This is a genomic window from Nonomuraea cavernae (assembly GCF_040655715.1).
Classification (GTDB): domain Bacteria; phylum Actinomycetota; class Actinomycetes; order Streptosporangiales; family Streptosporangiaceae; genus Nonomuraea; species Nonomuraea cavernae_A.
Genome location: NZ_JBFAKL010000045.1, coordinates 15,902 through 39,576 on the forward strand (window position 1 = coordinate 15,902; position 23,675 = coordinate 39,576).

25 protein-coding genes are annotated in these 23,675 nt (G+C 70.7%); 14 read left to right on the forward strand and 11 right to left on the reverse strand.

The features are described 5' to 3' along the window. Positions 1–219 precede the first annotated feature (219 nt). Positions 220–1,002, forward strand: a complete 783-nt coding sequence (locus tag AB0I38_RS38970; protein WP_358495016.1) for a hypothetical protein — start codon at positions 220–222, stop codon at positions 1,000–1,002. A gap of 29 nt (positions 1,003–1,031) precedes the next feature. Here AB0I38_RS38970 and AB0I38_RS38975 read toward each other — a convergent pair whose 3' ends face one another. From AB0I38_RS38975 to AB0I38_RS38990, 4 genes are all read right to left on the reverse strand, one after another. Next, positions 1,032–1,262, reverse strand: a complete 231-nt coding sequence (locus tag AB0I38_RS38975; RefSeq protein ID WP_358495019.1) for a hypothetical protein — start codon at positions 1,260–1,262, stop codon at positions 1,032–1,034. A gap of 115 nt (positions 1,263–1,377) precedes the next feature. Next, complete coding sequence (locus AB0I38_RS38980; protein ID WP_358495028.1) at positions 1,378–2,250, reverse strand: alpha/beta fold hydrolase; 873 nt, start codon at positions 2,248–2,250, stop codon at positions 1,378–1,380. A 124-nt stretch (positions 2,251–2,374) separates the two neighbouring features. Then, complete coding sequence (locus AB0I38_RS38985) at positions 2,375–3,889, reverse strand: MFS transporter (protein ID WP_358495032.1); 1,515 nt, start codon at positions 3,887–3,889, stop codon at positions 2,375–2,377. A gap of 99 nt (positions 3,890–3,988) precedes the next feature. Beyond that, positions 3,989–5,017, reverse strand: coding sequence for an LLM class flavin-dependent oxidoreductase (locus tag AB0I38_RS38990; protein WP_358495036.1), 1,029 nt, complete (start codon positions 5,015–5,017; stop codon positions 3,989–3,991). 237 nt (positions 5,018–5,254) lie between these two features. Between AB0I38_RS38990 and AB0I38_RS38995 the strand changes: the two genes are divergently transcribed. The 4 genes from AB0I38_RS38995 to AB0I38_RS39010 all read left to right on the forward strand — a co-directional run bounded on the left by AB0I38_RS38995 (position 5,255) and on the right by AB0I38_RS39010 (position 9,847). Further along, on the forward strand, positions 5,255–6,646 hold the full coding sequence (locus AB0I38_RS38995) for an amino acid permease (RefSeq protein ID WP_358495042.1): 1,392 nt from the start codon (positions 5,255–5,257) through the stop codon (positions 6,644–6,646). 86 nt (positions 6,647–6,732) lie between these two features. Continuing rightward, complete coding sequence (locus AB0I38_RS39000) at positions 6,733–7,845, forward strand: hypothetical protein (RefSeq protein ID WP_358495046.1); 1,113 nt, start codon at positions 6,733–6,735, stop codon at positions 7,843–7,845. Positions 7,846–7,896: 51 nt separating this feature from the next. Continuing rightward, complete coding sequence (locus tag AB0I38_RS39005; RefSeq protein WP_358495050.1) at positions 7,897–8,463, forward strand: PadR family transcriptional regulator; 567 nt, start codon at positions 7,897–7,899, stop codon at positions 8,461–8,463. Next, positions 8,456–9,847, forward strand: a complete 1,392-nt coding sequence (locus tag AB0I38_RS39010) for an FAD-dependent oxidoreductase (RefSeq protein WP_358495054.1) — start codon at positions 8,456–8,458, stop codon at positions 9,845–9,847. Before AB0I38_RS39005 ends, AB0I38_RS39010 begins: the two co-directional genes overlap by 8 nt. On the opposite strand, the gene AB0I38_RS39015 is transcribed toward AB0I38_RS39010, so the two are convergent. Next, complete coding sequence (locus tag AB0I38_RS39015) at positions 9,848–10,084, reverse strand: hypothetical protein (RefSeq protein WP_189127893.1); 237 nt, start codon at positions 10,082–10,084, stop codon at positions 9,848–9,850. Positions 10,085–10,162: 78 nt separating this feature from the next. Beyond that, a complete protein-coding gene (locus AB0I38_RS39020) occupies positions 10,163–10,672 on the reverse strand; it encodes a VOC family protein (protein ID WP_358495059.1) in 510 nt (169 codons plus the stop codon). A gap of 60 nt (positions 10,673–10,732) precedes the next feature. Between AB0I38_RS39020 and AB0I38_RS39025 the strand changes: the two genes are divergently transcribed. From AB0I38_RS39025 to AB0I38_RS39050, 6 genes are all read left to right on the forward strand, one after another. Beyond that, positions 10,733–11,182 (forward strand): MarR family winged helix-turn-helix transcriptional regulator, encoded by a 450-nt coding sequence (locus AB0I38_RS39025; protein WP_358495065.1) that lies wholly within the window; start codon positions 10,733–10,735, stop codon positions 11,180–11,182. A gap of 136 nt (positions 11,183–11,318) precedes the next feature. Next, entirely contained in the window at positions 11,319–11,507 is a 189-nt protein-coding gene (locus AB0I38_RS39030; protein WP_358495070.1) for a hypothetical protein, read from the forward strand. 76 nt (positions 11,508–11,583) lie between these two features. Beyond that, positions 11,584–12,996, forward strand: a complete 1,413-nt coding sequence (locus tag AB0I38_RS39035) for a xylulokinase (RefSeq protein ID WP_358495073.1) — start codon at positions 11,584–11,586, stop codon at positions 12,994–12,996. Positions 12,997–13,214: 218 nt separating this feature from the next. Beyond that, entirely contained in the window at positions 13,215–13,889 is a 675-nt protein-coding gene (locus AB0I38_RS39040; protein ID WP_358495077.1) for a DUF998 domain-containing protein, read from the forward strand. A gap of 56 nt (positions 13,890–13,945) precedes the next feature. Then, positions 13,946–16,228, forward strand: coding sequence for a sensor histidine kinase (locus tag AB0I38_RS39045; protein WP_358495080.1), 2,283 nt, complete (start codon positions 13,946–13,948; stop codon positions 16,226–16,228). After that, a complete protein-coding gene (locus AB0I38_RS39050; protein WP_358495083.1) occupies positions 16,225–16,602 on the forward strand; it encodes a DUF742 domain-containing protein in 378 nt (125 codons plus the stop codon). Before AB0I38_RS39045 ends, AB0I38_RS39050 begins: the two co-directional genes overlap by 4 nt. Here the strand turns inward: AB0I38_RS39050 and AB0I38_RS39055 are convergent. The 4 genes from AB0I38_RS39055 to AB0I38_RS39070 are packed head-to-tail and all read right to left on the reverse strand — an operon-like array spanning position 16,599 to position 20,029. Next, positions 16,599–17,171: a GTP-binding protein gene (locus AB0I38_RS39055; protein ID WP_358495086.1), complete on the reverse strand. Its 573-nt coding sequence runs from the start codon at positions 17,169–17,171 to the stop codon at positions 16,599–16,601. The genes AB0I38_RS39050 and AB0I38_RS39055 overlap by 4 nt on opposite strands. After that, positions 17,152–17,514: a DUF742 domain-containing protein gene (locus AB0I38_RS39060; RefSeq protein ID WP_358495089.1), complete on the reverse strand. Its 363-nt coding sequence runs from the start codon at positions 17,512–17,514 to the stop codon at positions 17,152–17,154. The genes AB0I38_RS39055 and AB0I38_RS39060 overlap by 20 nt, the downstream gene beginning before the upstream one ends. Continuing rightward, the gene (locus AB0I38_RS39065; protein WP_358495093.1) at positions 17,511–17,918 is read right to left on the reverse strand and encodes a roadblock/LC7 domain-containing protein; all 408 of its coding nucleotides are present in this window, start codon (positions 17,916–17,918) and stop codon (positions 17,511–17,513) included. Before AB0I38_RS39065 ends, AB0I38_RS39060 begins: the two co-directional genes overlap by 4 nt. Continuing rightward, a complete protein-coding gene (locus AB0I38_RS39070) occupies positions 17,915–20,029 on the reverse strand; it encodes a sensor histidine kinase (RefSeq protein WP_358495096.1) in 2,115 nt (704 codons plus the stop codon). Before AB0I38_RS39070 ends, AB0I38_RS39065 begins: the two co-directional genes overlap by 4 nt. Positions 20,030–20,188: 159 nt before the next feature. Between AB0I38_RS39070 and AB0I38_RS39075 the strand changes: the two genes are divergently transcribed. Continuing rightward, complete coding sequence (locus tag AB0I38_RS39075) at positions 20,189–20,971, forward strand: SDR family NAD(P)-dependent oxidoreductase (RefSeq protein ID WP_358495099.1); 783 nt, start codon at positions 20,189–20,191, stop codon at positions 20,969–20,971. A 38-nt stretch (positions 20,972–21,009) separates the two neighbouring features. On the opposite strand, the gene AB0I38_RS39080 is transcribed toward AB0I38_RS39075, so the two are convergent. After that, positions 21,010–22,812 (reverse strand): hypothetical protein, encoded by a 1,803-nt coding sequence (locus AB0I38_RS39080; RefSeq protein ID WP_358495102.1) that lies wholly within the window; start codon positions 22,810–22,812, stop codon positions 21,010–21,012. Positions 22,813–22,944: 132 nt separating this feature from the next. Between AB0I38_RS39080 and AB0I38_RS39085 the strand changes: the two genes are divergently transcribed. Both AB0I38_RS39085 and AB0I38_RS39090 read left to right on the forward strand, forming a co-directional pair. Further along, positions 22,945–23,145: a hypothetical protein gene (locus tag AB0I38_RS39085; protein WP_358495103.1), complete on the forward strand. Its 201-nt coding sequence runs from the start codon at positions 22,945–22,947 to the stop codon at positions 23,143–23,145. Next, positions 23,123–23,675, forward strand: a 553-nt coding sequence (locus tag AB0I38_RS39090; protein WP_358495110.1) for a flotillin domain-containing protein, incomplete at its 3' end; no start/stop codon positions are given. The genes AB0I38_RS39085 and AB0I38_RS39090, both read left to right, overlap by 23 nt.

Genomic DNA, 23,675 nt, shown 5'->3' on the forward strand with positions numbered 1-23,675 from the left:
TGCGCCTGCGCCCCGTGGGGTACGGGTGGGGGTGGTCGGTTCCATGGGGTGTACGAGGGGGGCGGATGCATGGCACTCATGCTAGTGCCGCCCGATCTGTCATAGCTTGCGGTTGGACGAGGCCTTCAGCCGTCGCAAGTCCGTGAACTCGCCGGTGAAGGGACGATAACGACATGCGATCGTGATCCTTTTCCAGCAGAATCATGCCTCGTGAAAATCATGATCACTTTTGTGGCCGGTGCGGCCGCGCTCCTCGTGTCGTTACCCGCGCAGGCCGTGTCGGTGACCGCGGAGGGCGCCGCCAAGAATCCCGTCTCGGCGCTCAAGGCGCAGCTCGTCGCCGGGCACGGCGTCCGCTTCACCGACGCGAGCTCGTTCGTCGGCAGCATCAACAAGGACCCGCTGGTCCGCCGCACCGGAGTCGTCCAGTTCGGCAAGAAGGGCATCGTCGCCTCGGACGTACGGGGCACGTTCGTCTCGCCGCTGTTCGATGGGCACATCACCAAGCCCGAGCGGTCGATTCTGATCGGCAAGGACGCCTGGCGGTCGGGCGGGATCCTGGCCGAGAACCTCCCGAAGGGCAAGACCTGGTACAAGACCTACAGCATGTACAACGTGGGGACCGTGAGCAGCTGGTTCGGCCAGCTGGTGAGCCCGCTCGAGCCCACCACGCTGGCGGCGCTGGTGAAGCACGGCAAGCGCAGCGGCTTCTCCTACCGCGGCACGATCACCTTCGACCGGCTCTCCGACATCTCTCCGTGGTTCAGGGAGACGATGGGGATGACGCGTCCGAACGAGGCCACCATCACCTACACCCTCAAGGTCGACCGCAGGGGCCTGCCGAGCAGGCTGACCACCTCGTGGCTGGCCGCTGACCTCGCGAACATCCCCGCCTGGGACGAGAAGACGGTCGTGACCGAGACCCGCTACACCGGCTGGGGTGCCAAGGTCTCGATCAAGCCGCCGGCCACGAGCAAGGTCTCCAGCGAGCTCAAAGACTGACGTCGGCCGAAACGGATCAGGGGCTTGATTCAGTAGGGGTGGCGGTCGGGCTTGCTCGTCCACGCCTGGTAGGCGTCGTCGAAAGCGATCTTCCTGGTCGCCTCCAGGTCGCTGCTGAAGTGCACCGAGTCGATGCGCGACCAGTAGATGGCGCTCATGCACATCGGGCAGGGCAGGACGCGGTTCTGCCCGCGGGCGATGATCTCTCCGTCGTTGGTGATCACGGCGCCGAACGGACCGCCCCTGTCGTTCTCCGTCACCGGCGGGCTCCTTCCGATTGCCCGCCACGCCGTCGCGGAACGTGCGGGTGGCGGTCACGGACTCGCCCGAGCCGCCGACCCAGAAGCAGGTGCCGTCGAGTTCGACACCCGCGCGTCAGTTCGCCTGGAGACTTTCGTGGAGCCGGGCGGCGAACTCCTCCGGATGGGAGCCGAACCCGCCGTGGTCGCCGGGGAAGTCGGCGGCCGGGGTGCCCAGCCGCTCGGCCAGGGCGACGGCGGCCTGGTAGGGCGGCTCGCCGTTCGAGGCGACGCCCACGGCGGGGAGCACTCGCACGTCGGACGCCCGCAGCGTGTCGAGGTCGGGGACGTACCTGGAGAACGGCGGCACCTCGTAGCCGATGAAGAACTCCATGTTCCCGCCGAGGCGTGCCATCATCGCCATCGTCTCCGGGTCGGGCTCGCTCGCCGTCCCGCCTCCCGGGATGCGCCCGGCGCCCTCCTCAGGCTCGGCGCCCGCCGTCGGCTCGCCGCCGCTCATCTGAAGGCTCTCGTTGAGGATCTGGCCCGCGGCCTCGGCCCCCTTCTTGTGGAAGGCCTCCTCCACGTCCCGCATGACCGCACGCCAGTGGTCGCGGTCGGGCAGCAGCTCGAACAGGGGTGGCTCGTGGACCACCACGGTGCGCACCTGCTCGGGATGGCGGCCGGCCAGCTCCAGGCCGATCATCCCGCCGGAGCTGTTGCCGAAGACGTGCGCGGGCGCCGCCGCCGTGACGCCCACCGCCGACAGCACGCGATGCGCGTCGTCACCGTGGACCTCGATGCTCTGGGGCTCCGGCGGCCCGTCGAGCGGGCTGCGCGAGTTGCCGCGCCGGTCGTACCTCACCACCGTGTAGCGGTCGGACAGCTGCCTGGCCAGGGCGGCGTAGCCGGCGGCGTCGTAGACCCCGCCGCAGATCAGCAACAGCACGGGCCCGGAACCGTCGACCTCGTAGTGCAGGGTCGCGCCGGGCACTGTCAGGGTGTTCATCGTTTTCTCTCCTGGATGGGGGCACAGCCGATCACAAGGTCACAGCGGGGGCTGCCACAGTTTCGCAGCCGGTCACAGAGGAGTCGGAGTCCGGTTCGCGCTCTCGACATCCTCTGACGACGTCTCAGACATCGGTCATGCCCCGGCGCAGGGCCAGCCGGAGCGTGACGGCGAGGATGACGAAGATGACGACGCCGACCCCGGCCACCGTGTTCACCGCCGTGGTGAAGGCTTCGCCGGCGGCGCGGAGCAGGTCGTCGCCAGCGCCCGCGGGCAGCCGTTCGGCCAAGGCCGTGGCGGTGGCGATGTTCTCCCGGGCGGCGGTCTCGTGGGCGGCGTCCTGGCCGGTCATCTGCTGCCGGTAGACGGCCGCCCCGACGCTGCCCAGCACGGCCAGGCCGAGCGTGGAGCCGAACATGTTGCTGGTCTCCGACAGCGATGCCGCCGATCCGGCCTTTTCCGGCGGGGCGGATCCGACGACCAGGCCGGTGCCCAGCACGAACAGCGGTCCCACGCCGAACGCCGCGATCGCGGCGCCCACCACCACGGGCACGAGCGAGTCGGCGCCCGCCTGGACGAGCAGGAGCAACGCCACCGCCGACAGCGAGAGGCCGGCCACCATCGTCGTGACGGGCTTCAGCCGGCGCAGCGCCAGCGGGGCGAGCAGGGTGCCCGCCGCGATGCCGAGGCCCGTGGGCGCCTGCCACAGACCGGCCTCGCCGGGGCCGAGCCCGATCACGCTCTGCACGTACTGGGTGGACAGCAGGCCGGTGCCGGCCAGCGCGGCGGAGGCGATCAGCATGGCGGGCAGCGCGGCCCGGATGGCGGGCAGCGCGAACAGCGACAGGTTCAGCAGCGGATCCTCCAGCCGGAACTGCCGGCGGACGAACACCACGCCCAGGGCGAGCCCCACCGCGATGGCCCCGGCGGCCGGCGCGCCCGCGTCGCCCGCCGCCAGTTCCTTGATGCCGTAGACGACGGGCAGGACGGTGCCCAGCGACAGGGCGACGCTGGCGAGGTCGAGCCGACCGGCTTTCGGGCTGCGGTACTCCGGCAGCAGGAGCGGGCCGGCCACCAGCAGCACGCACATCACCGGCACACCCAGCAGGAAGACCGATCCCCACCAGAAGTGCTCCAGCATCAGCCCGCCGACGACCGGCCCGAGAGCGGCGCCGCCGAACTGGCTGGTCGCCCAGAAGGAGATCGCGACGCCCCGCTGGCGCTCGTCGCGGAACATGTTGCTGATCAACGCCAGCGTCGAGGGCGCCAGCGTGGCCCCCGCGACGCCGAGCAGGGCCCGCGCCACGATCAGCATCTCGGCGCTGGTCGAGTACGCCGCCAGGATGGACGCGGCGGTGAACGCGGCGGCCCCGATCAGCAGCAGCCTGCGCCTGCCGACGCGGTCGCCCAGGGTGCCCATGGTGATCAGGAACCCGGCGACCATGAACCCGTAGACGTCGGTGATCCAGAGCTGCTCGGTGCCGCTCGCTCCCAGGTCGGCGCTCAGATGCGGCAGTGCCAGGAACAGCACGCCGATGTCCAGGGCCACCAGCAGGGTCGGCAGGATCAGCACGGCCAGCCCGGCCCACTCCCGCCAGCCTGCCCGCCGGCCGGTCTCGGCCGAAGGCGCGTGTTGCATGATGGAGTCCTTCCTCGGTCACCGTTCGTGCCTGTGAGGCACCTCGTGTGACTGGGTCGGACCGGCCGGCCGCGTCTCTACATGCGGCGGCAAGTACGTTTACTCCTCCTGCTCGACGGGCCGGACCGGCATCTCGTTGACGGCGGCGTGCTGGTCACGGGCCTGCGCGAGCAGCTCGAACGACCGCAGCCAGGCCTTCCGGTCGGGGGCGGAGGAGACGACGATCAGCTCGTCGGCCTGGGCCTGTTCTGCGAACCGGTCGAGGTAGTCGGTCACCTCGGCCGGGGTGCCGACGGCGGAGTAGGTGGTCATCTGGAGGATTTGCCGTCCCGCCGGTGATTCGAGGATGTGGTCGGCCTCCTCCGGCGTGAACTTCCGGCCCCGGCCGAGCAGCAGGCCGACCCGGCTCCGCTTCGTGGCCAGGAACTGCTCCTGCGCCTCGGCCGCGGTGTCGGCCGCGATGACGTTGACCCCGGCCATCACGTACGGGTGATCGAGCTGTCTCGACGGCTTGAACTCGCGGCGGTAGAGCGCGACGGCCTCCTCCAGCGCGTTCGGCGCGAAGTGGGAGGCGAACGCGTACGGCAGCCCGAGGGCGGCGGCGAGACCGGCGCCGAACAGGGAGGAGCCGAGGATGTACAGCGGCACGTCGGTGCCCTTGCCCGGCGTCGCGTCGACGCCCGGGATCCGCGACTCGCCCGTCAGGTAGCCCTGCAGCTCCAGGACGTCCTGCGGGAAGCCGTCGGCCGACGCCGGGCCGCGGCGCAGCGCCCGCATCGTCTGCTGGTCGCTGCCCGGAGCCCGGCCGAGGCCCAGGTCGATGCGGCCGGGGTGCAGCGATTCGAGGGTGCCGAACTGCTCGGCGATCGTCAGCGGTGAGTGGTTGGGCAGCATGACGCCGCCCGCTCCGAGGCGGATCGTCCGGGTGTGTGCCGCCACGTGGGCGATGAGGACGCTGGTCGCCGAGGACGCGATGGTGGGCATGTTGTGGTGCTCCGCGTACCAGATCCGCCGGTAGCCCCACTCCTCGGCGCGTTGCGCCAGGGTCACGCTGGCCCGCAGGCTGTCGCCCGCCGTCTCTCCCTCGCCGATGTGCGCCAGGTCAAGGATCGAGAGGGGAAGAGCCATGGGGAACAAGCCTTTCGCGGTGGACCAAGAGGAGCCGGTTGGGGGCAGTCACCTCGCTATGCGGCGTACAACCGTGGTGGCTTCACGGATATTTCGCCTGATTCCGGATTCCGTCCGGAGGCCGGACCTGGCACCCTCCGGGCGGTGACCAGCGAGGGGCGGCTGAGCCTTCGCATAGGAAAAGACGCAGGTGGGAAGGGGGAGCTGCAGGGTACGACAGGTGGTCAGGAGGCCGTAATGGCTGCTTCGCGGAGCATCTTCCGCCGCAAACCGGTTGAGCAGATCGCCGGCGAGCACGAGGGAGAGCTGGAGCGGACACTCGGTCTGTGGCAGCTCACCGCGATCGGCGTCGGCGGCATCATCGGGGCGGGCATCTTCGCCCTCGCCGGCGCGGTCGCCAACCAGACGGCCGGCCCGGCCGTGATCCTGTCGTTCCTGATCGCCGGGGTGGCCAGCGCGGCGGCGGCCTTCTCCTACGCGGAGTTCGCCGGGATGATCCCGAAGGCCGGATCGGCCTACACGTACGGCTACGCGGTCCTCGGCGAGATCGTGGGCTGGTTCATCGGCTGGGACCTGCTGCTCGAATACACCGCCATCGTCGCGGTCGTGGGCATCGGCATCTCAGGCTATTTCGGCTTTCTCGTCCAGAACCTCGGCTTCTCCCTGCCCTCCTGGATGCTCGGCGCGCCGGGCACCGGCGACGGGCACGTGGTCGACCTGTTCGCGGTGATCCTGTGCCTGCTGATCGCCTACCTGCTCAACCTCGGCATCAAGACGGCGGCCAGGTTCGAGACGATCGTGGTCGCGATCAAGGTGGCCGTGGTGCTCCTGGTGATCGTGGTCGGCTTCTTCTACGTCAACACCGCCAACTACATCCCGTTCTTCCCGTTCGGCATCAGCGGGGCCATCACCGGCGCGGCCACCGTGTTCTTCGCCGTCTTCGGCTACGACGCGATGAGCACCGCGGCCGAGGAGTCCAAGGACGCCCGCCGTCACATGCCCAAGGCGATCATCTATTCACTGATCATCTCGATGGTCCTCTACGTGCTGGCCACGCTCGTGCTCACCGGCATGCAGAACTACCGGGAGATCGACCCGGAGAGCGGGTTCTCCTCGGCCTTCGCCTCGGTCGGCCTGTCCGGGCTGGCGTCCGTGATCGCGGTCGGCGCCATTGTCGGCATTCTGACCGTGATGTTCACCTTCATGCTCGGCGTCACCCGGGTCTGGTTCTCCATGAGCCGCGACGGGCTGCTGCCGATCTGGTTCGCCAAGCTGCATCCCGTACGCCGGGTGCCCACGCGCGTCACCTGGATCGTGGGCATCGGCTCGGCGCTGATCGCCGGGTTCCTGCCCATCCGGGAGGCCGCCGAGCTGACCAACATCGGGATCCTGCTGGCCTTCGTGGTGGTGTGCGTGGCGGTGATCGTGCTCCGTTACCGCCGCCCCGACCTGCCGAGGGAGTTTCGCACACCGTTGATGCCGGTCGTGCCGGCCGTCGGGGTGATCTTCTCGCTCTGGCTGATCACCTTCCTCGACCCGGTCACCTGGCTCCGCTTCGCGGTCTGGTTCGCGCTGGGCCTCATCATCTACTTCGCCTACAGCCGCCGCCACTCGGCGCTCGAACCGTAGACCGGTCCACGGTCGCCGCCGAATTGGGCGAACTGGCTTCGCTAGTCAAGCGTGGACGGTTAGTGTCACTCCGGACACGAGGAGTGATGATGAGCAAGGTTGCGCGGGCCGTCGAGTTGAAGGCCGAGCTGGTCCACTTCGCCACGTCGGGCAGGTTCGGCCGTGAGCTGGGCGCGGTGCTCGACCGGTTCTACGCGGACGGCCTGCCGGCGGACGAGGCCGCCGCCTTCCTGCCCGTCGACTTCTTCGCCCACCAGCACCGGCTGTCGTCGGGGGAGACGGTCGTGGACCGCTTCGTGGCCGAGCGGGCGGGGCTCGACCGGTCCGACGTCGAGCTGCTGCTGAGCTGGAAGACCGTGGTCGAGGGCGTGTTCGAGGTGCGGGTGGTCGACGGGGCGGCCGTGCTGCTGTTCAACCTGGTCGACGAGCTGGTCTACCGGGCGTTCTCCAACCTGGGCGAGGCCGCCTTCGAGCCGTTGACGCCGGGCATGCACCTGGTGGGCAGGCTGATCCCGCTCGGGGCCGACTGGCTGATCAGTGGCACTCCGGCGGTGCATCCCGCCGAGGCGCGCGAGACGCTGGTGTCCGTGGCCGCGCACGTGGCGCTGGCCAATCCGGCGTGGGCGTTCCGCAACCCGGTGTTGCTGGCCCAGGCCCGTGAGGTGCAACGGGAGCAGCACCGGTGCTTCGTCGGCTACTTCGGCACCGACCTGGTCGTGCTGGAGGGCGGGGACGTGGCCGCGTTGATGCGGGCCTACCTGATCCACCAGTCGGCGCGGCTGGGCGGGGCTCCGCCGGAGGCGCTGGAGCTGCCCGAGCGCGTGACGTCGGCCGACACGGTGGCTCTGATCTTCGACGAGCTGGAAGGGCTCGGCTACCACGTGGACTTCGGCAGGCTGGAGGAGCTGTTCGAGGACCCCCGGCTGATCGTCAGGCGCCAATACCGCGAGCTGCTGACCACCTACCTGCGGGACGAGTCCGTCTCGCCGGTGCCGATCGAGCGACTGGCCGTGCGGGATCCGGTGAAGGCGGGCGCGGTGTTCGCCGGGCTGCTCAACCGGAGGGGGTTCGACTGGGAACGCAGTGGCGAGTTGCTGCTGCGTACGCACAAGCCGGGTTACTTCAGCGAGCCCCTGCTGCCCACGGTCACCCCTATGACCGCCGCGATCGCCGAGCACCTGCGAGTTCCGGCCCGTTAGTGCCGCATCCTGGGATTGACTGCATGCGACTACTCGTGTTTGAGTACTCGTGTGAGTAGCGTACGAGTTTTCATCCTGGGCACGCTCGCCAGGAGAGGGGCCATGTACGGGCACCAGATCAGGCAGAGCGCGCAGAAGGACCACACCGAGCTGTGGACCGACATCAAGGTCGGCTCCCTGTATGGCGCCCTGCACAGGATGGCCGGGGAAGGCCTGATCGAAGAGGTGCGCACCGAGCAGGAAGGGAACCTGCCCGCGCGCACGATCTACGAGATCACCGAGGACGGCCGTCTTGAGCTGGAGTCGCTTCGTGACGCGGCCCTGCGCGACACCAAGCTGGCCCCCGACCCCGTCGACCTGGCCCTCCAGCTCAGCGAGGACGTCCCCACCCCGATCTTGGCCTCGACGATCAGAGATCGCCTGGGAGCGCTGACCACCAAGCTGGAGGAGTGGAGACGGCTCAAGGAAGTGGCCGCCCCCTACCTCACCCCCTTGGAGACGCACGGGTTCGATCACACGCTCATGCGCCTGGAGACCGAGGTCACCTGGCACGAGGGCCTGCTGAAAGCGCTGTCCGTGACCCCGGCCGGCATCGTGGAACGGGGAGAGGATGAGTGAGATGAGAGCCATCGCCGCATCCGGCATCGAGGTCATGGTGATCGGTGGCGGCATAGGCGGGCTGTGTCTGGCACAGGCGCTGAGTGGCGCCGGTGTGCGCGTCCAGGTCTACGAGCGCAACGAGGACCCGCGCGACTGGGTGCGGGGATATCGCATCCACGTCAACCAGCTCGGCAGCCGCTCTCTCCGCCAGTGCCTGCCCACACCGCTCTGGGAGGCCTTCGTCGGCACCGCCGGACACCCGGGGCCGGGCTTCCGCTTCCAGACCGAACGGCTGGAGGAACTCGTGTTCGTCGACGAGGACGTTATGACCGGCGGTGCCACGGAGCCCGCCGATGCCCACTACGCGGCCAGTCGCGCGGTGCTGCGCGAACTGCTGCTCGCGGGCATACGGGACGTCGTCCGGTTCGGCAAGACGTTCGAGCGCTACGAGACCAGGCCGGACGGCCGCGTCACGGCTCACTTCGCCGACGGGACCTCAGCGACCGCCGACGTGCTGGTCGGCGCGGACGGCGCGAACTCCGCGGTGCGCGGCCAATACCTGCCTGGCGTTGATCGCGTGCTCACCGGCGCGGTCGCGGTCGGCGCGCGTCTGCCCCTGACCGAAGCGACCCGGCGATGGGTGCCCGCCCATTTCCAGGCCGGCCTGAACGTCGTCTTCCCTGCCCGGCGATGCGCCCTGTTCACGGCGTCCTTCACGGCCAAGCGACGCGCGTCGGCCCGCGGCGGCGCGGATGAGCTCGCCCTCGACCCCGGCCTGGCCCCGTTCGGGCTCGACATCAGATCGCTGGTGGACGAGATGGAGGACTACGTCCTCCTGGCCTTCATCGCCCACCGGCGGGCGTACCCGCCGAACGCCCCCGCCTTGGCCGGCGAGGACCTGAAGCGGCTGGTCGCGGACATGACGGGCGGCTGGCACCCCGATGTCCGCCGGATGATCGCCGAGGCCGACCCCGCCACCGTCCAGCTCATGCCGTTCAAGACGTCGACCCCGATCTCCGCGTGGCCGAGCACGCCCGTCACCCTGCTCGGCGACTCCGTCCACAGCATGACCCCCGTCATGGGGTTCGGCGCGAACGTCGCGCTCCGCGACGCCGCCCTGCTGTCGAGCCGTCTCGCGGCGGTGTGTCGCGGGGAGGAGGCCCTCGTGCCCGCCGTCGCCGCGTACGAGAAGGAGATGCGCGACTACGGCTTCCGCGCCGTTCAGATGTCCCGCCGGATCTCCGACCTCATCGTCTCGGACAACACGCTCGTCAGGAGCGTGGCCAAAGGCTGGTTTCGCGCGTGCGACGCGGCCGAGCCGCTGAAGCGGATGACCTTCGGCAGGCAGTGGACGGACCACACGCCCCAAGAGCCGGAAAGGCTGCACGCCGTGAGGTCATGACTACTGATCGTCGTCGGCGGCGAGGTGGTCGAGGGCGCGGGTCAGGGCGTCGCCCAGTGGGCGGAACGCCTCGGTGAGCGCGTTGGCGAGCGGGCTGAAGATCTCGGTGACCTCGCTCAGCAGGTCTGCCTCTTTTCTCTCCGGAGGCGCCCAGCGCATGGCGTCGGCGCTCAGCGCCTCCCATTCGTCGACGACGCCGTCGATGGCGTCGAGCACGTGGTCAGGGTCGCTCGGCATGGCCGTTTTCTCCAGGACGAAGGAGTCCGACAAGGCCACGGTACCGCGCGAACCAGGCGTGATCCGGCCCGGGGAGAACTACGCGGGGATCGAGACCCCCACGCCGCCACGGGTCTGCCCGCCGTACCTCTGCCTGTCGGCGGCGAGGTCGAGCGGCCGGATGGTGGTGCGGGCCGTGAGCACGTCTTCGGTGAGCAGGGCGGCGGGGACCAGCCACGAGACCTCGAACTCCAGGCCGTCGGGGTCCTGCGCGTAGAGGGCCTTGGTGGTGGCGTGGTCGGACGCGCCGACCAGGGCGCCGAGCTCGCCGAGCTTGGTCGCGATGCGCTCCAGCTCGTCGAGCGTGTCGACCTCCCAGGCCAGGTGGTAGAGGCCGACCGAGCCGCGGCCGGCCGGGGACGGCGCGGCCTGGGCGCCGATCTCGAACAGGCCCAGGTCGTGGTCGTTGGTCGAGCCGGAAGCCTGCAGGAAGGCGGCGCCGCGCATGCCCATGACGACCTCGAAGCCCAGGGCCTCGCGGTAGAAGGTGACGCTGCGCTCCACGTCGCGCACGTAGAGGACCGCGTGGTTGAGCCGTTGGATCGGCATGAGGAACCCCTTTCCCTGGTATCACCGCCAAGTATATGAGAGTTCAAGTAAATTGACAGCATGACCCGATGGCTGGACGCGGACGAGCAGCGCACCTGGCGTAACTTCCTGACCGCCACGCAGTTGGTGAACGAAGCGCTCGACCGCCAGCTGCAGCGCGACGCGGCGATGCCGCACGCCTACTACATGATCCTGGTGGCGCTCTCCGAGGCGCCGGAGCGCCGGATGCGGATGAGCGAGCTGGCCGCGCGGGCGCAGAGCTCGCAGAGCCGCCTGTCCCATGCGGTGGCTCGGCTGGAGGAGCGCGGCTGGGTGCGCCGCGACCGCTGCCCCGAGGACCGGCGCGGCAACATCGCCGTGCTCACCGACGACGGCTTCGCCGCCATCGCCGCCGCCGCGCCGGGTCACGTGGCGGAGGTCCGGCGCAGCCTGTTCGACGCGCTCACCCCCGATCAGGTACGCGCACTGGACGAGATCTGCGCGACCGTCCGGAACACGCTGGAGCGATAGCGCGGAAACTGTCGGCGCGAGGCCGTACGGTTCTCCGGGAGTTGAACCTCCGGGAGTTGAACCTCCGGGAGTTGAACCCTCGGGAGTTGAACCCTCTGGGAGTAGAAACCTCCGGGCGTCGAACAAGGAGACGGGGATGCACGACACGGATGAGGTGCTGTTCAGGACGGTCCACGGGATCGCGGGCCGGTTGGCGGGCCAGCCCGTCCACCTGGTGATGGACGCGTTGCTGAGCCAGCTGCCCGCGGCGCCCGGTCTTGAGGTGCGGGAGATCCGCCGGATCGCCGAGGAGATCAGCGTGGGGCGTGATCCCTCGGGCTTGTGATGCGGCGGCCGCTCGTGGAGCATCGAGGCATGTCCAATATTGACGCCGTTCGCGGTGTTCTGTCCGGCAGGCGCGCGTGACTCTCGTCGCAGGAGTCGACTCGTCGACGCAGAGTTGCAAGGTCGTCATCCGTGACGCCGCCTCCGGCCGGCTCGTGCGCCAGGGCCGGGCCGCCCATCCCGGCGGCACCGAAGTCCACCCGTCCCACTGGTGGGCCGCGTTGCTGCGGGCCGTCGACGAGGCGGGCGGGCTCGACGACGTCGCCGCGATCAGCGTGGCAGGGCAGCAGCACGGCATGGTCTGCCTCGACGAGTCGGGCGACGTCGTGCGCGACGCGCTGCTCTGGAACGACACCCGCTCCGCCGGGGCCGCCGCCGCGCTGGTCGCCGAGCTGGGCGGCCCGGTGGCGTGGGCCGACGCGGTCGGCAGCGTGCCGGTGGCGTCCTTCACGGTGACCAAGCTGCGCTGGCTGGCCGAGCACGAGCCCGAGCACGCGCGCCGCACCGCGGCGGTGTGCCTGCCGCACGACTGGCTCACCTGGAGGCTGGCGGGCGCGCTCGACCTGCCCCGGGCGGCCTGGGCCGACGCGCCGCCGCCCGCCCTCGACCGGCTGACCACCGACAGGGGCGACGCCTCGGGCACCGGCTACTGGTCTCCGGCCGCCGGCGACTACCGTCTCGACCTGCTGAAGGCCGCCTTCGGTTCGGTCCCGCTGCTGCCCCGGGTGCTGGGCCCGGTGGCGGACGCCGCGCCGGGGAGTCCCCTCCGCCTCGCGCCCGGCACCGGAGACAACATGGCCGCCGCGCTCGGCGTGGGCGCGCGGCCCGGCGACGTCGTCGTGTCGATCGGCACCTCCGGCACCGTGTTCGCGGTGTCCGACGTGCCGAGCGCCGACCCGAGCGGCGCGGTCGCCGGGTTCGCCGACGCCACCGGGCGCTTCCTGCCCCTGGTGTGCACGCTCAACGCCGCCCGCGTCATGGACGCCGCCGCCCGGCTCACCGGGGTCGACCTCGACCGGCTCGGCGAGCTGGCGCTCCAGGCTCCGCCGGGGGCCGGGGGGCTCACGCTGGTGCCTTACCTGGAGGGGGAGCGCACCCCCAACCTGCCGACCGCCACCGGCTCGATCCACGGCCTGACCCTCGCCACCGCGACCCCCGCCCACCTGGCTCGGGCCTCGATCGAGGGCCTGCTGTGCGGCCTCGCCGACGCGCTCGACGCGCTCGCCCTGACGCCCGAGCGCATCCTGCTGATCGGGGGCGGCGCCCGCTCGGAGGCGGTTCGCCGCATCGCCCCCACCGTCTTCGGCCTACCGGTTCTGGCGCTCACGCCGGGCGAGTACGTCGCCGATGGCGCTGCCTACCAGGCCGCCCGGCTGCTCGACGAGGACGTCCACTGGTCCATCGACGAGCCGGCCCGCTATGAGGCCGCGGCCGAGCCGACAATCCGCGCCCTCTACGCCGCCGCCCGCCTCCGTTCTTCGACGACGTGAGTCGCTGAGCCGGAAGCCCCGGCCCACAGGACGGCGTGGCGGCGGCCCGCCATGTGCGGGTCAGCGGGCGTCTCCCTGGAGGCCGCCCGCCAGGTGCGGCGGGTGGGCCTTCCTTGGCTGTGCCGTAAAAGGTGGTGGAAAGCCCTAGTGGACATCTCAGGGTGGGGTCAGGGGCGAGGCCTGATGGATCAGGGGCGCGAAAGCTACAAAATGCGGTCATGACCGCAGTAAAAAGGTTCTACCCGCTTATCGCCTGTGTCGCGATCGTGTTCTCCGTGGGCGCGATCGTGGTCGGGCAGCTGGTGCCGGACCCCTATCTCGACCCGATGAACGTGACCGTGAGCGAATACGCCGTTGCCGAGCGCGGGGGCGTCACCGAGGTCGCGATGGCGGTGCTGGGGCTCGGTTCGCTGGCGCTGCTGGGCGGGTTGCGGGCGGCGGGGGCGCCGGTCCGCGGGGTGCCGGAGCGGCTGTTGATGGTGTGGTCGGTGGCGCTGGTCGTCGCCGCGGTCATCCCGACCACGCCGATCGGTGCGGACCTGACCCTTACCGCGCAGATCCACCGGTACGTTTCCGTCGCGGCGTTCGTGAGCCTGCCGGTGGCGGCGGCCCTGCTGGTGCCGAGGCTGGCCGCCGATCCCGACTGGAAGCCGGTGGCCAGGGTGGTGGAGTGGCTGGCGCTGGCCGGCGGGCTGGGTGTGCTGGCGATCACCTATGTGGCGCTGCCGGGCGACCGGGTGCTCATCGGGCTCGTCGAGCGGTTGCTGCTGGGGGCCGAGGTGGCGTTGCTGGGGGTGCTGGCGGCATGGCTGGTGCGCTTGTGGTGGATACGGTCTGTCGGTAAGGCAGTGAATTTCACGACATATCACAGGTTTCTGGCTACTAGATCTTAAGACCGCCTGTTTCGGTGCTATTCTCTCCGGCGATCTTCTATCCGGGAGCAGGTGTCATGGCATCGGGCAGATCCATCAGATTCAAGATCTCGACGCTGCTCGTCGTCCCCCTGGTATCCCTGGTCGCCCTGTGGGGCTTCGCCGCCGCCACCACCTCCGGTGAGGCGCTGAACCTGCTCAAGGTGCAGACCATCTGGACCGGCGTGATCAACGACGCCGACGGGCTGGTCTCCCGGCTGCAGGTGGAGCGGCTGGCCTCGGCCGAACGCATCGCGGGCACCGCCCCCGACGGAGCAGCCCTGGCCGACGCCCGGGCCAAGGCCGACCTGAACAGGCAGAGGCTGACTCGGTCGGCGTTGTCGGAGGACGTCCAGGACGCCCTCACGGCGGAGATGAAGGGCCGGCTGAAGGAGGCGCTGGCCGCGATCGAGCGGTTGCCGGAGATCAGGCGGCTGGTCGACACGGGCCGGCTCAACGCGGGCACCCTGATCACCGAGTACGCGACGATCCCCGACGCCGTGCACCGGCTCTACTCCACGATCACGGTCAGCAGCGACGTCGAGCTGGCCCGGCAGGCGCAGGGCATGATCGCCGCCGACGGGGTCCGCGAGCTGCTGAGCCGGGAGCACGCGCTGATCGTCGCGGCGAACGGCCGGGCGACCATGCACGACGTGCACCAGCTCGCCGGCATCGACGGCGCCCGGACCCACCTGTGGCCGCAGGCCATGGCCAACCTCGACGCCGACCTGCGGACCCCGTTCGAACGGCTCGCCGCCACCCCCCGCTACAACACGATGGAGCGGGCCCTGGAGTCGGCGATCTCCGGCAAGCCCGTCGACATGCAGCTCTGGCGCGGCACGGCCGACCCGGTGATGAAGGACTACACCCAGGTCATCTGGGACGGCGGCGACCGCCTGCTCGCCAAGATGGAGCCGGCCGGGATCGCCATCCTCCTCCGGGCCGGCATCGCCGGCGTGCTCGGTCTGCTGGCGGTCGTCTTCTCGGTCGTCATGTCCATCCGGGTGGGCAGGCGCATCACCGGCGAGCTGGCCGGCCTGCGGAGTTCCGCGCTCGACCTGGCCGAGGTCCGGTTGCCCAGCGTCGTGACGAAACTGCGCAAGGGCGAGAACGTCGACGTCCAGACCGAGGCGCCGCCCATCGCGGTGACCACCGGGGCCACCAGCGAGGTCGCCGACCTGGCCACCGCGTTCGGCAGCGTCCAGCGCACCGCCGTGGACGCGGCGGTCGAGCAGGCCAGGTTGCGGCAGGGCGTGTCGGAGGCGCTGCGCAACCTGGCCAGGCGCAGCCAGTCGCTGCTGCAACGCCAGCTCAGGCTCCTGGACGAGATGCAGCGCGACACCGAGGAGCCCGAGGCGCTGGAGCGGCTGTTCAAGCTCGACCACCTGACCACCCGCATGCGCCGCCACGCCGAGGGACTGGTGCTGCTGTCCGGCGGCGTGGCGGGGCGCCGCTGGCGAGGCACCATCCCGGTCGAGGACGTGCTGAACGGCGCCGCCGCCCAGGTCGAGGAGTACACCCGGGTCCGCGTCTATCCGATGCCCGAGTGCGGCGTGTCGGGCGCCGCCGTGGCCGACCTGATGCACCTGTTCGCCGAGCTGATCGAGAACGCCACCTCGTTCTCCTCGCCCGGCAACGAGGTGTCGGTCCGCGGCGAGCTCGTCGGCAGGGGCTTCGCGGTGGAGATCGAGGACCGGGGCCTCGGCATGCCGCCCGAGATGCGCCAGGCCATCAACGAGCGGCTGGCCAGCCCGCCCGACTTCGACCCGTCGCAGACCGAGCGGCTGGGGTTCGCGGTGGTCGGCATGCTGGCGGCCAAGCACGACATCGTCGTGACTCTCAAACCGTCGCCGTACGGCGGGACCACCGCGATCGTGCTGGTCCCGGCGTCCCTGGTCGAGGCGCTGCCGCCGCCGCCGATCGAGCTGCCCGAGCTGGAGTCGGTGTCCGTGTCGGTCGTGCGTGACGACCCGCCGGGCCAGAACCGGCTGGGCCAGAACCGGTCGGCCCAGAACCAGCAGGTTCAGAACCCGCTGGCTCAGCACTCGCCGCCCGCAGGCGGTCTCCCGCGCCGGGTCCGGGTCTCCAAGCGCGGCTCCGAGGCGCGTTCCGACTCGGGGCTGCCCCGCCGGACCCGGCAGGCCAACCTGCCCGAGCAGCTCAGGCAGCCGCAGCCCGTCGAGCACGCGGAGCTCGTGGAGCCAGTGGAGCCCGTGCGGGAGCGCTCACCCGAGGAGACCAGGGCACTGCTCTCCTCGCTACAGTCAGGCTGGCAGCGGGGGCGCCAGGAGAGCGATCAGGATGGGGGATCTCTATCGTGAGCCGCGAGCCCGACGAGTGGGTCGACGAGGAGGCCGGGCCGGTCGTGCGGCCGTACGCGGTCGCCCGCGGCCGCACCAAGCCCTCCTCACCGGCGATCGACCTGCTCGCGCACATCTCGGCGACGTCCGAGCCGATGCCGCCCAAGGCCGAGCTGAGCGCGCAGCACCGGCGGCTGATCGGCTCGGTCTCCGGGCAGTCGAGGCCCGTGGTCGAGGTGGCCGCCGAGATGAACCTTCCGGTGGGAGTGATCAGGGTGCTGCTCGGCGACCTGATCGACTACGGGCTGGTCACCGTACGGCCGCCGCACGCCAAGGCCGGCGTGGCCACGGAGAGCCTCCTCCGAGAGGTGATCAACGGTCTCAAGGCCCTCTAGCCGGCCGTGGTCAGAGTGCGGAGGGAGTGCTCGACCAGCGTCACCATGACCTCCTTGGCCGAGGTGCGCCGCCGCACGTCGCACAGCAGCACGGGCACGTCCGTGTCGAGGTCGAGCGCGATCCGCACGTCGTCGACGCTGTGCTGGTCGGCGCCGTCGAAGCAGTTGACGGCCACCACGAAGGGCGTGCCGCGCTGCTCGAAGTAGTCGACCGAGGGGAAGCAGTCGGTCAGCCGCCGGGTGTCGGCGATCACGACCGCGCCGAGCGCGCCGTAGGACAGCTCGTCCCACATGAACCAGAACCGCTCCTGCCCCGGAGTGCCGAACAGGTAGACGACGAGGCCCTCGCGGATCGTGATGCGGCCGAAGTCCATCGCGACCGTCGTGGTCGTCTTGGCCTCCACGCCGTCGAGGTCGTCCACACCGATGCCTCGGTCGGAGAGCACCTCTTCGGTGCGCAGCGGCTTGATCTCGCTGATAGACCCCACCAGGGTGGTCTTGCCCACGCCGAAGCCGCCGGCGATGAGGATCTTGAGCGCGACGGGGTCCTCAGAGAGCCCGGAGTCCATTGATCACTTCCTTGAGAATGCCCTCGTTCGCACGCGGCCGGGCCGCTGAGGGGGACTTCACCGAGATGAGACCGCCCTCGAGCAGGTCGCCGAGCAGCACCCGGACCACTCCGATGGGCAGGTCGAGCTCGACGGCCAGATCGGCCACCGTGATCGGCTCACACGCCACCCGCAGGATGAGCTGCTGCTCGGGTCCGAGGCCGTCCGGCGGGTCGCCGATGGCGCTCACGGTCGCGATGAGATCGAGCATCTTCCCCGAGGACCTCGTACGGCCGCGGATCAGAGCATAGGGCCGGACGATCGGCCCCGCGTCCTCATCCAGCCATTGCGCCGGCTCCGTCATGGCGTGGTCGTCCGTGGATTGGTCGAGATGTGCTGCCCGACGCGCTTGACGAGCATCGCCATCTCGTAGGCGATGTGGCCGACGTCCACGTTCGCGTCGGCGAGCACGGCCAGGCAGGTGCCCTGTCCGGCCGCGGTGACGAAGAGGAACGCCGACTCCATCTCGACGATGGTCTGGCGGACGTCGCCGCCGCCGAAGTGGCGTCCCGTGCCACGGGCCAGGCTCTGGAACCCGGCGGCCACGGCCGACAGGTGTTCGGCGTCCTCGCGGCTCAGCCCCTTGGAGTAGCCGACCGCGAGGCCGTCGGTCGACAGGATGACCGCCTGGCGCACCGCCGCGACCCTGGTCGTCAGGTCGTCGAGTAGCCAGTTCAGCTCGCCTGTGTTGGTCGTCGGCACGCTCATGCCTCCCCCTCTTCGGTTGCTTTTTCTTGTGCGCGCTGGGTTCCCCGCTGGAACGCGGAGAACAGATCGCGTATCTCGTCGGGAGAGCGTTCGGGTTTTCGCTCGGGCTCAGGCTCGGCTGGTGGCTTCGCCTGGAGCTGGGGTGCGAGACTCGCCTGCCGGACCCGGGTGGGCAGGCCGGCGTGGGTGCCGCCGCTCACGACGGCAAGGGCCTTCTTCCGCGTACGGCTGGGCAGCGTACGCCCGCGCGGCGCGGACGACGGCTCCTTGACGGCGGGCGGCAGCGCCGGCTGGCTGTTGACCAGAGAGCGCGGCACCAGTGCGATCGCGGTGGTGCCGCCGAACGGGGAGCGCCGCAGCAGCACTCTGATGCCGTGCCGCTCGGCCAGTCTGGCCACCACGAACAGGCCCAGCCGGTCGCTGTCGGCCAGGTCGAACTCGGGCGGATCGGCCAGCAGCCGGTTGAACGCTCCGTACTCCGCCTCCGACAGCCCGAGCCCCCGGTCCTCGACCTCGATCGCGTAGCCGTTGCTCACCAGGTCGCCTCGGACCTGGACCATGGTGGTGGGCGGCGAGTAGATGGTGGCGTTCTCGATCAGCTCGGCGACCAGGTGGGTGAGGTCGGCCGCGACGTCACCGTCGATGGCGCTGGCGGGCATGGTCTCGACGGCGACGCGGGTGTAGTCCTCGACCTCGGCGACCGCGGCCCGGACGATGTCCAGCACCGGCACCGGGTTGCGCCAGGCGCGGCCGGGGGCGGCGCCGGACAGGATGATCAGGCTCTCGGCGTGCCGCCGCATGCGGGTGGTCAGGTGGTCGAGGCGGAAGAGCTCCTCCAGCCGGTCGGGGTCGTGCGTGCGGCGCTGCATGCTGTCGAGCAGCGCCAGCTGGCGGAGCAGCAGCCCCTGCTTGCGCCGGGCGAGGTTGAGGAAGACCTGGCCGACTCCGCGCCGCAGCGCGGCCTGCCCCACGGCGGCCCGTACGGCGGTGCGCTGCACGGAGCCGAAGGCCCTGGCCACGTCGGTGATCTCGGCCGACCCGCTGACCTTGAGCGGCTTGGCCTCCTTCTCGACGTTGACGTCCGCGCCCCGGCGCAGGCGGTCGACGATGCCGGGGAGCCGCTTCTCGGACAGTTCCAGCGCGGCCGAGCGCAGCTCGGCCAGCTCGGCGGACAGGCGGCGGCCGAAGCGCACCGAGATGACGATCGAGGCGAGCACCGCGGCGAGCCCGAGGCCGCCGGCGACGCCGATCCGGACGAGGGTCGCGGTGGCGGCCTCGGCGGCGCGGGCGGCGACCACCTGCGAGGAGGAGGCGCCGAGCCGGTCGAGCTGGGCCATGACCTGGCTGACGGCCGCGTTCCAGGCGCGGGCGTCGGGCGGCGGCGCGCCGGTGGTGACGATCCGCGCCTCCATCAGGGTGAAGTCCCGGAAGGCCGAGCCGGCGAACACCTGCTCGTACGGCCGGCGGAGCTCCACGTCGAGTGCCGCCTGGCCGCGCGCGTGCATGAACCCGCGGGTGGCGGCGTACTCGGTGAGCGCGGTGGCCTCGTCCGGGGTGAGCCGCCCGTCGATGAGCGCGCCGCCGATGAGCGCCTGCTCCCTGGCGACGATCTCCCGGGCGTTGCCCATGGTCTGCAGCGACGAGGCCTGCTGGAAGAGCGCCAGGTCGGGCACGGGGACCAGGTGGTCGTAGAGGCGGAAGAGGGCGTCGAGCACGCGGTTGTACTCGTTCAGCGCGGTCAGGCGGGAGCTGAGGCCCTTGTCGATGTCGCCCCGGATGGCGGCGAGGCGGGCGAGCTCGCGGTCGAGGGTGCGGAGCGGGCCGCGCAGCTCGTCGCCGATCGCGTCACCGGCTTCGGCGGCGGCCCGCCGGAAGCCGGTGACGGACGTGTCGGTGAGCGCGCGCTGCTTGCCGAGGTCTTCCGTGAGATCACGTGTGGTGACGGCCACGACGGAGCGGGCCCGCTCGGCCTGGAGCTGTAATCCCAGCTCGGTGGAGGTGACCCCGACCGTCTGGTAGACGGTGTTGGACCGGAGCAGGCTCAGCCCGTCGCCCACGGTGAGGTTGAGCACGAATCCCCAGAGCGCGCTCAGAGACAGGAGGGGTAGCAAGAGTAATAAGAAGATCTTGAACCGAATTGACCGGTTTTGCGAGCCCATGTCCCAACCTCGGAGTCGAGGGATATTTCCACATTTCGTGTAAATACGCCTCCGGAAGATCGCACAGGAGACTAGCACCGAATAGGGTTCCGGCGCAGTGGGAGGAACGCGATGATTAGCGTGATTACTGGGGCAAGTGCTGGGATCGGTGCCGCAGCGGCAGAGGAGCTTTCGCGGCGTGGCCACCGGGTCGTTCTCGTCGGGCGCGACGAGAGCCGGCTGAACGACGTGGCGGGCAGGTTCACCGGGCCCAAAGGCGACGTGGTGACCTGCGATTTCAGCTCGCTGGACGAAGTGCGCCGGCTGGCCGCCCTGCTGCGCGAGCGTTACGAGCGCATCGAGGTGCTCGTCAACAACGCGGGAGTGATGAGCCCGGACCGGCGGGTGACCCCGGACGGGCACGAGCTGATGGTTCAGGTCAACCATCTCGCGCCGCTTCTGCTGACGCATACTCTGGCGGATCGGGTGGACCGGGTGGTCACCACCTCGTCGAGGGCCGGGCAGAGCGGCCGGATCGATCCCGGCGACCTGTCGCGCGAGCGCCGCCGGTGGAACGGCTGGCTGCAGTACGGCGACACCAAGCAGGCCAACGCGCTGTTCACCGTCGCACTGGCCGCCCACGGGATGGCCGCGACCTGCTTCCACCCGGGCGTGATCCGCACCGGGTTCGCCGGCGACGCGCGGCTCATGCGGCTGGCCCTGGCGCTGCCGGGCTTCGCCAAGCCGCCCGAGCACGGGGCGCGCCCATTGGTGCACCTGGCCACCCACCCCGACGGCGTCGAGCACGCGGGCGGCTACTACTCCGGTGGGAGATTCGAGCGGGTGCCCTCGATGTCGGACCCGGAGCTGGCAGAGCGGCTCTGGCAGGCCAGCCTGGCCGCGCTGGCCGGCTGACCGCCGCGCCACCGCGCACCGCCACGGCCTCGGGGCGTTCATGCCGTCAGCTCCGTGACGGCGCGGCAGGCGGCGGTGATGGCCGCGTCGGTGCGCGCGGCCGGGATCGCGTCGGAGCCCGCGATCGCGATCCTGCCGAAGCGCCGGCGGGCGAGGTCCGCCGGGAACGGGCCGTCGGGATAGAAGGCGTGCCACGGCCGGCAGTACTCGGGCGCCTGAGCGTGGCCCCACCGGTCGATCGTGATGGCCTCGATGTCCGTGGCCGGGTCGAGGCCGCCGGGTCCGAGCAGCCGGGCGAGCTGGTCTCTGACGGTGTATTCCAGGTGGTCGTACGGCGTCCTGAGCAGCGCGTGCCGTCCCGCGACCGCGCCCTCGGCGGGACCCAGCTCCGACCGGCACGGCGTCGCGACCAGGCGCGCGGTGACCGGGCCGGCGGGGTCGGCCCTGGGGTCGAGCTCCGACAGGCACCAGTAGGCGCCCGTCCAGCGGGTGCGGTGGACGCCGACGCGCCGCCACGCCTCCCCGTCGCGGAGCCGTACGGTCGCCTGGAGCAGCGGCTGCTTGACCGCCTCACGCAGCGCCCGCCTCTGGTCGTCCGGCAGCTCCGGGACCAGGTGGGGGATGACCGTGTGCCAGCAGGCCATGATCACCGAGCCCGCGCCGACGGTCCTGACCGCGTGACCGTCGAAGTAGCCGACGATGACCGACGACGCGGTGTCCGGCGGGCCGTCGTGACGCACCGAGACGACCGGGCTCGACAGCCGGAACCGGACCGGGTTGGCGGGCAGGTCCAGCCGCCGCCGGTCGGCCGGTTCGTGGTCGCGGGAGCCGGTGAAGCCGGGGATCATCCGGGCCAGCATCGTCCGCACCAGCGTCCGGCCGCGCTGCGGGAGGCAGTGGACGCGCGGTTCGCCCCACTCCTTCTGCACGGTGGGGGAGTTGAACCTGGACGGCTTGTCACGATCCAGCCGCAGGCCCCGGAACCCGGGGAACTCCCAGCCGTCCGCGCGGCCCCAGGCGTCGATCGCGCCGAACGCCCGCGCGTCGTAGGCCCAGTCGGCGCTCGGCATGGTCCGGCAGAACCGCTCGACGTCGGGGTGCGCCCCGCAGACGTCGAGCAGGAAGGCGGAGTAGGTGAGGTTCGCGAGCCGTTCCTGCTTCCGCTCCCGCGACAGCCCGGGGAACCAGTCGGCCGGGTCCCGGTAGAGCGCGAGCAGGTCCCTCCTGGCCCGGTCGGCGAGCGGCAGCCGGCCCACCCACTGCTCGGCCTCGATCTCCGGGGTGAAACAGATCAGCCGCTCCACCGGGTAGGTCTCCCGGTCGCACAGCACGCTGTCGTACATGCCGAGGCCGGGGTAGTGCCGGCCGTCCGGCTCCCGCACCGCGATGCCGAGCCGGTCCAGCAACTCCCTGCCCTCGGGGGTCCATACCGAGACCGCGCCGATCCGCGGCTCCTCACCGAGTTCGTCGTGGTTGTCCAGGATGAGGACGCGGGCGGCCGGGTCGCGGCTCAGCCACTCGTGGGCCGCGCTCACCCCGCTCACGCCGCCGCCGACCACCACCAGGTCGTAGGTCTCGCCGGTGGGCTCGGGGGTGCCCGCGTGCTGCCAGAAGCGGTCGTCGCGGAGCGCGTGCGGCACGCTGAGCGCGGCGGCGGTGTCGCCCCGCACACCCGGCTGGACGGGCCCGGCGCCGCCCGGCGATCCGTCGCCGGAACAGCCCGTGAGCGAGCCCAGTGTGGCGACCCCGGCGGTCATGGCGACGCCGTCGAAGAAGTCACGGCGCGAAATCGTCCGGCTCATCCCGAGATCGCGCGCCTCACGCGGGTTGATGTCGCTCATACCACGAGCATTAGGACTGAGAGCAAATGCGGCACTACGCCGCGCAGCCTTTCGAGAAACTTTTTACGTGACCTATTACCGCCTTTGCCCGTTTGGAGTAACGTCCGGAATATCGCGGCGGGGGGAGTCCGAGTGGTCGGCAAGCAGGGTCGTGTCACCGGCAAGATCGGCCCTGGTCTGGTCGGCGAGGTCATGATCGCGGTCAGGGGTGGCGTCGAGGCCTTCTATGCCCACCCGACCGTGCCCGACGAGGAGATCCCCCTCGCGACGATCGTGGTCGTCGTGGAGTACCTCCCGCCACGGACGGTCTATGTGGCCAGAGCGCTGGGCTAAGGAGGCCCTAGATGTCCCCCGAGTTGTTCGTCGTCGGCGGTGCCGTCCTCGTCGCCGTCGTCGTGCTGATCCTGCTGTTCAAGGCCGTCTGGCGGGTGGCCGAGCCGAACGAAGCCCTGATCGTCTCGGGTCTCGGCGCACGCCGCCGGGGCGAGGGCCTGGACAGGCCAAAGGGCTGGCCGAGGCCGCGGCGATCAGGGCCAGGGCCCAGGCCCTCGCGGAGAACCAGGAGGCGGTCATCGCCCAGCAACTGGCCGAGCGCTGGCCGGAGGTCGTCGAGGCGGGCGCGAAGGCGTTCGGCGGCGTGGACCACATGGTGGTGCTCAACGGCGCGCAGGGCGTGGAGGAGCTGCTGGCCAAGGCGCTCACGCTGGGCGGCACCGGAATGGGACTGGCCAGGGCGCTGCTCAACGGCGCGAGCACGACCTCGAAGAGTGAACCTTTTTCACCCTCGGGCGGCCTGTGTGACACGGTGATTTTGAAGGACGGCGATGGCCTTGCACAGGTGGCCGGCCTTGGAGGGGCTGCAG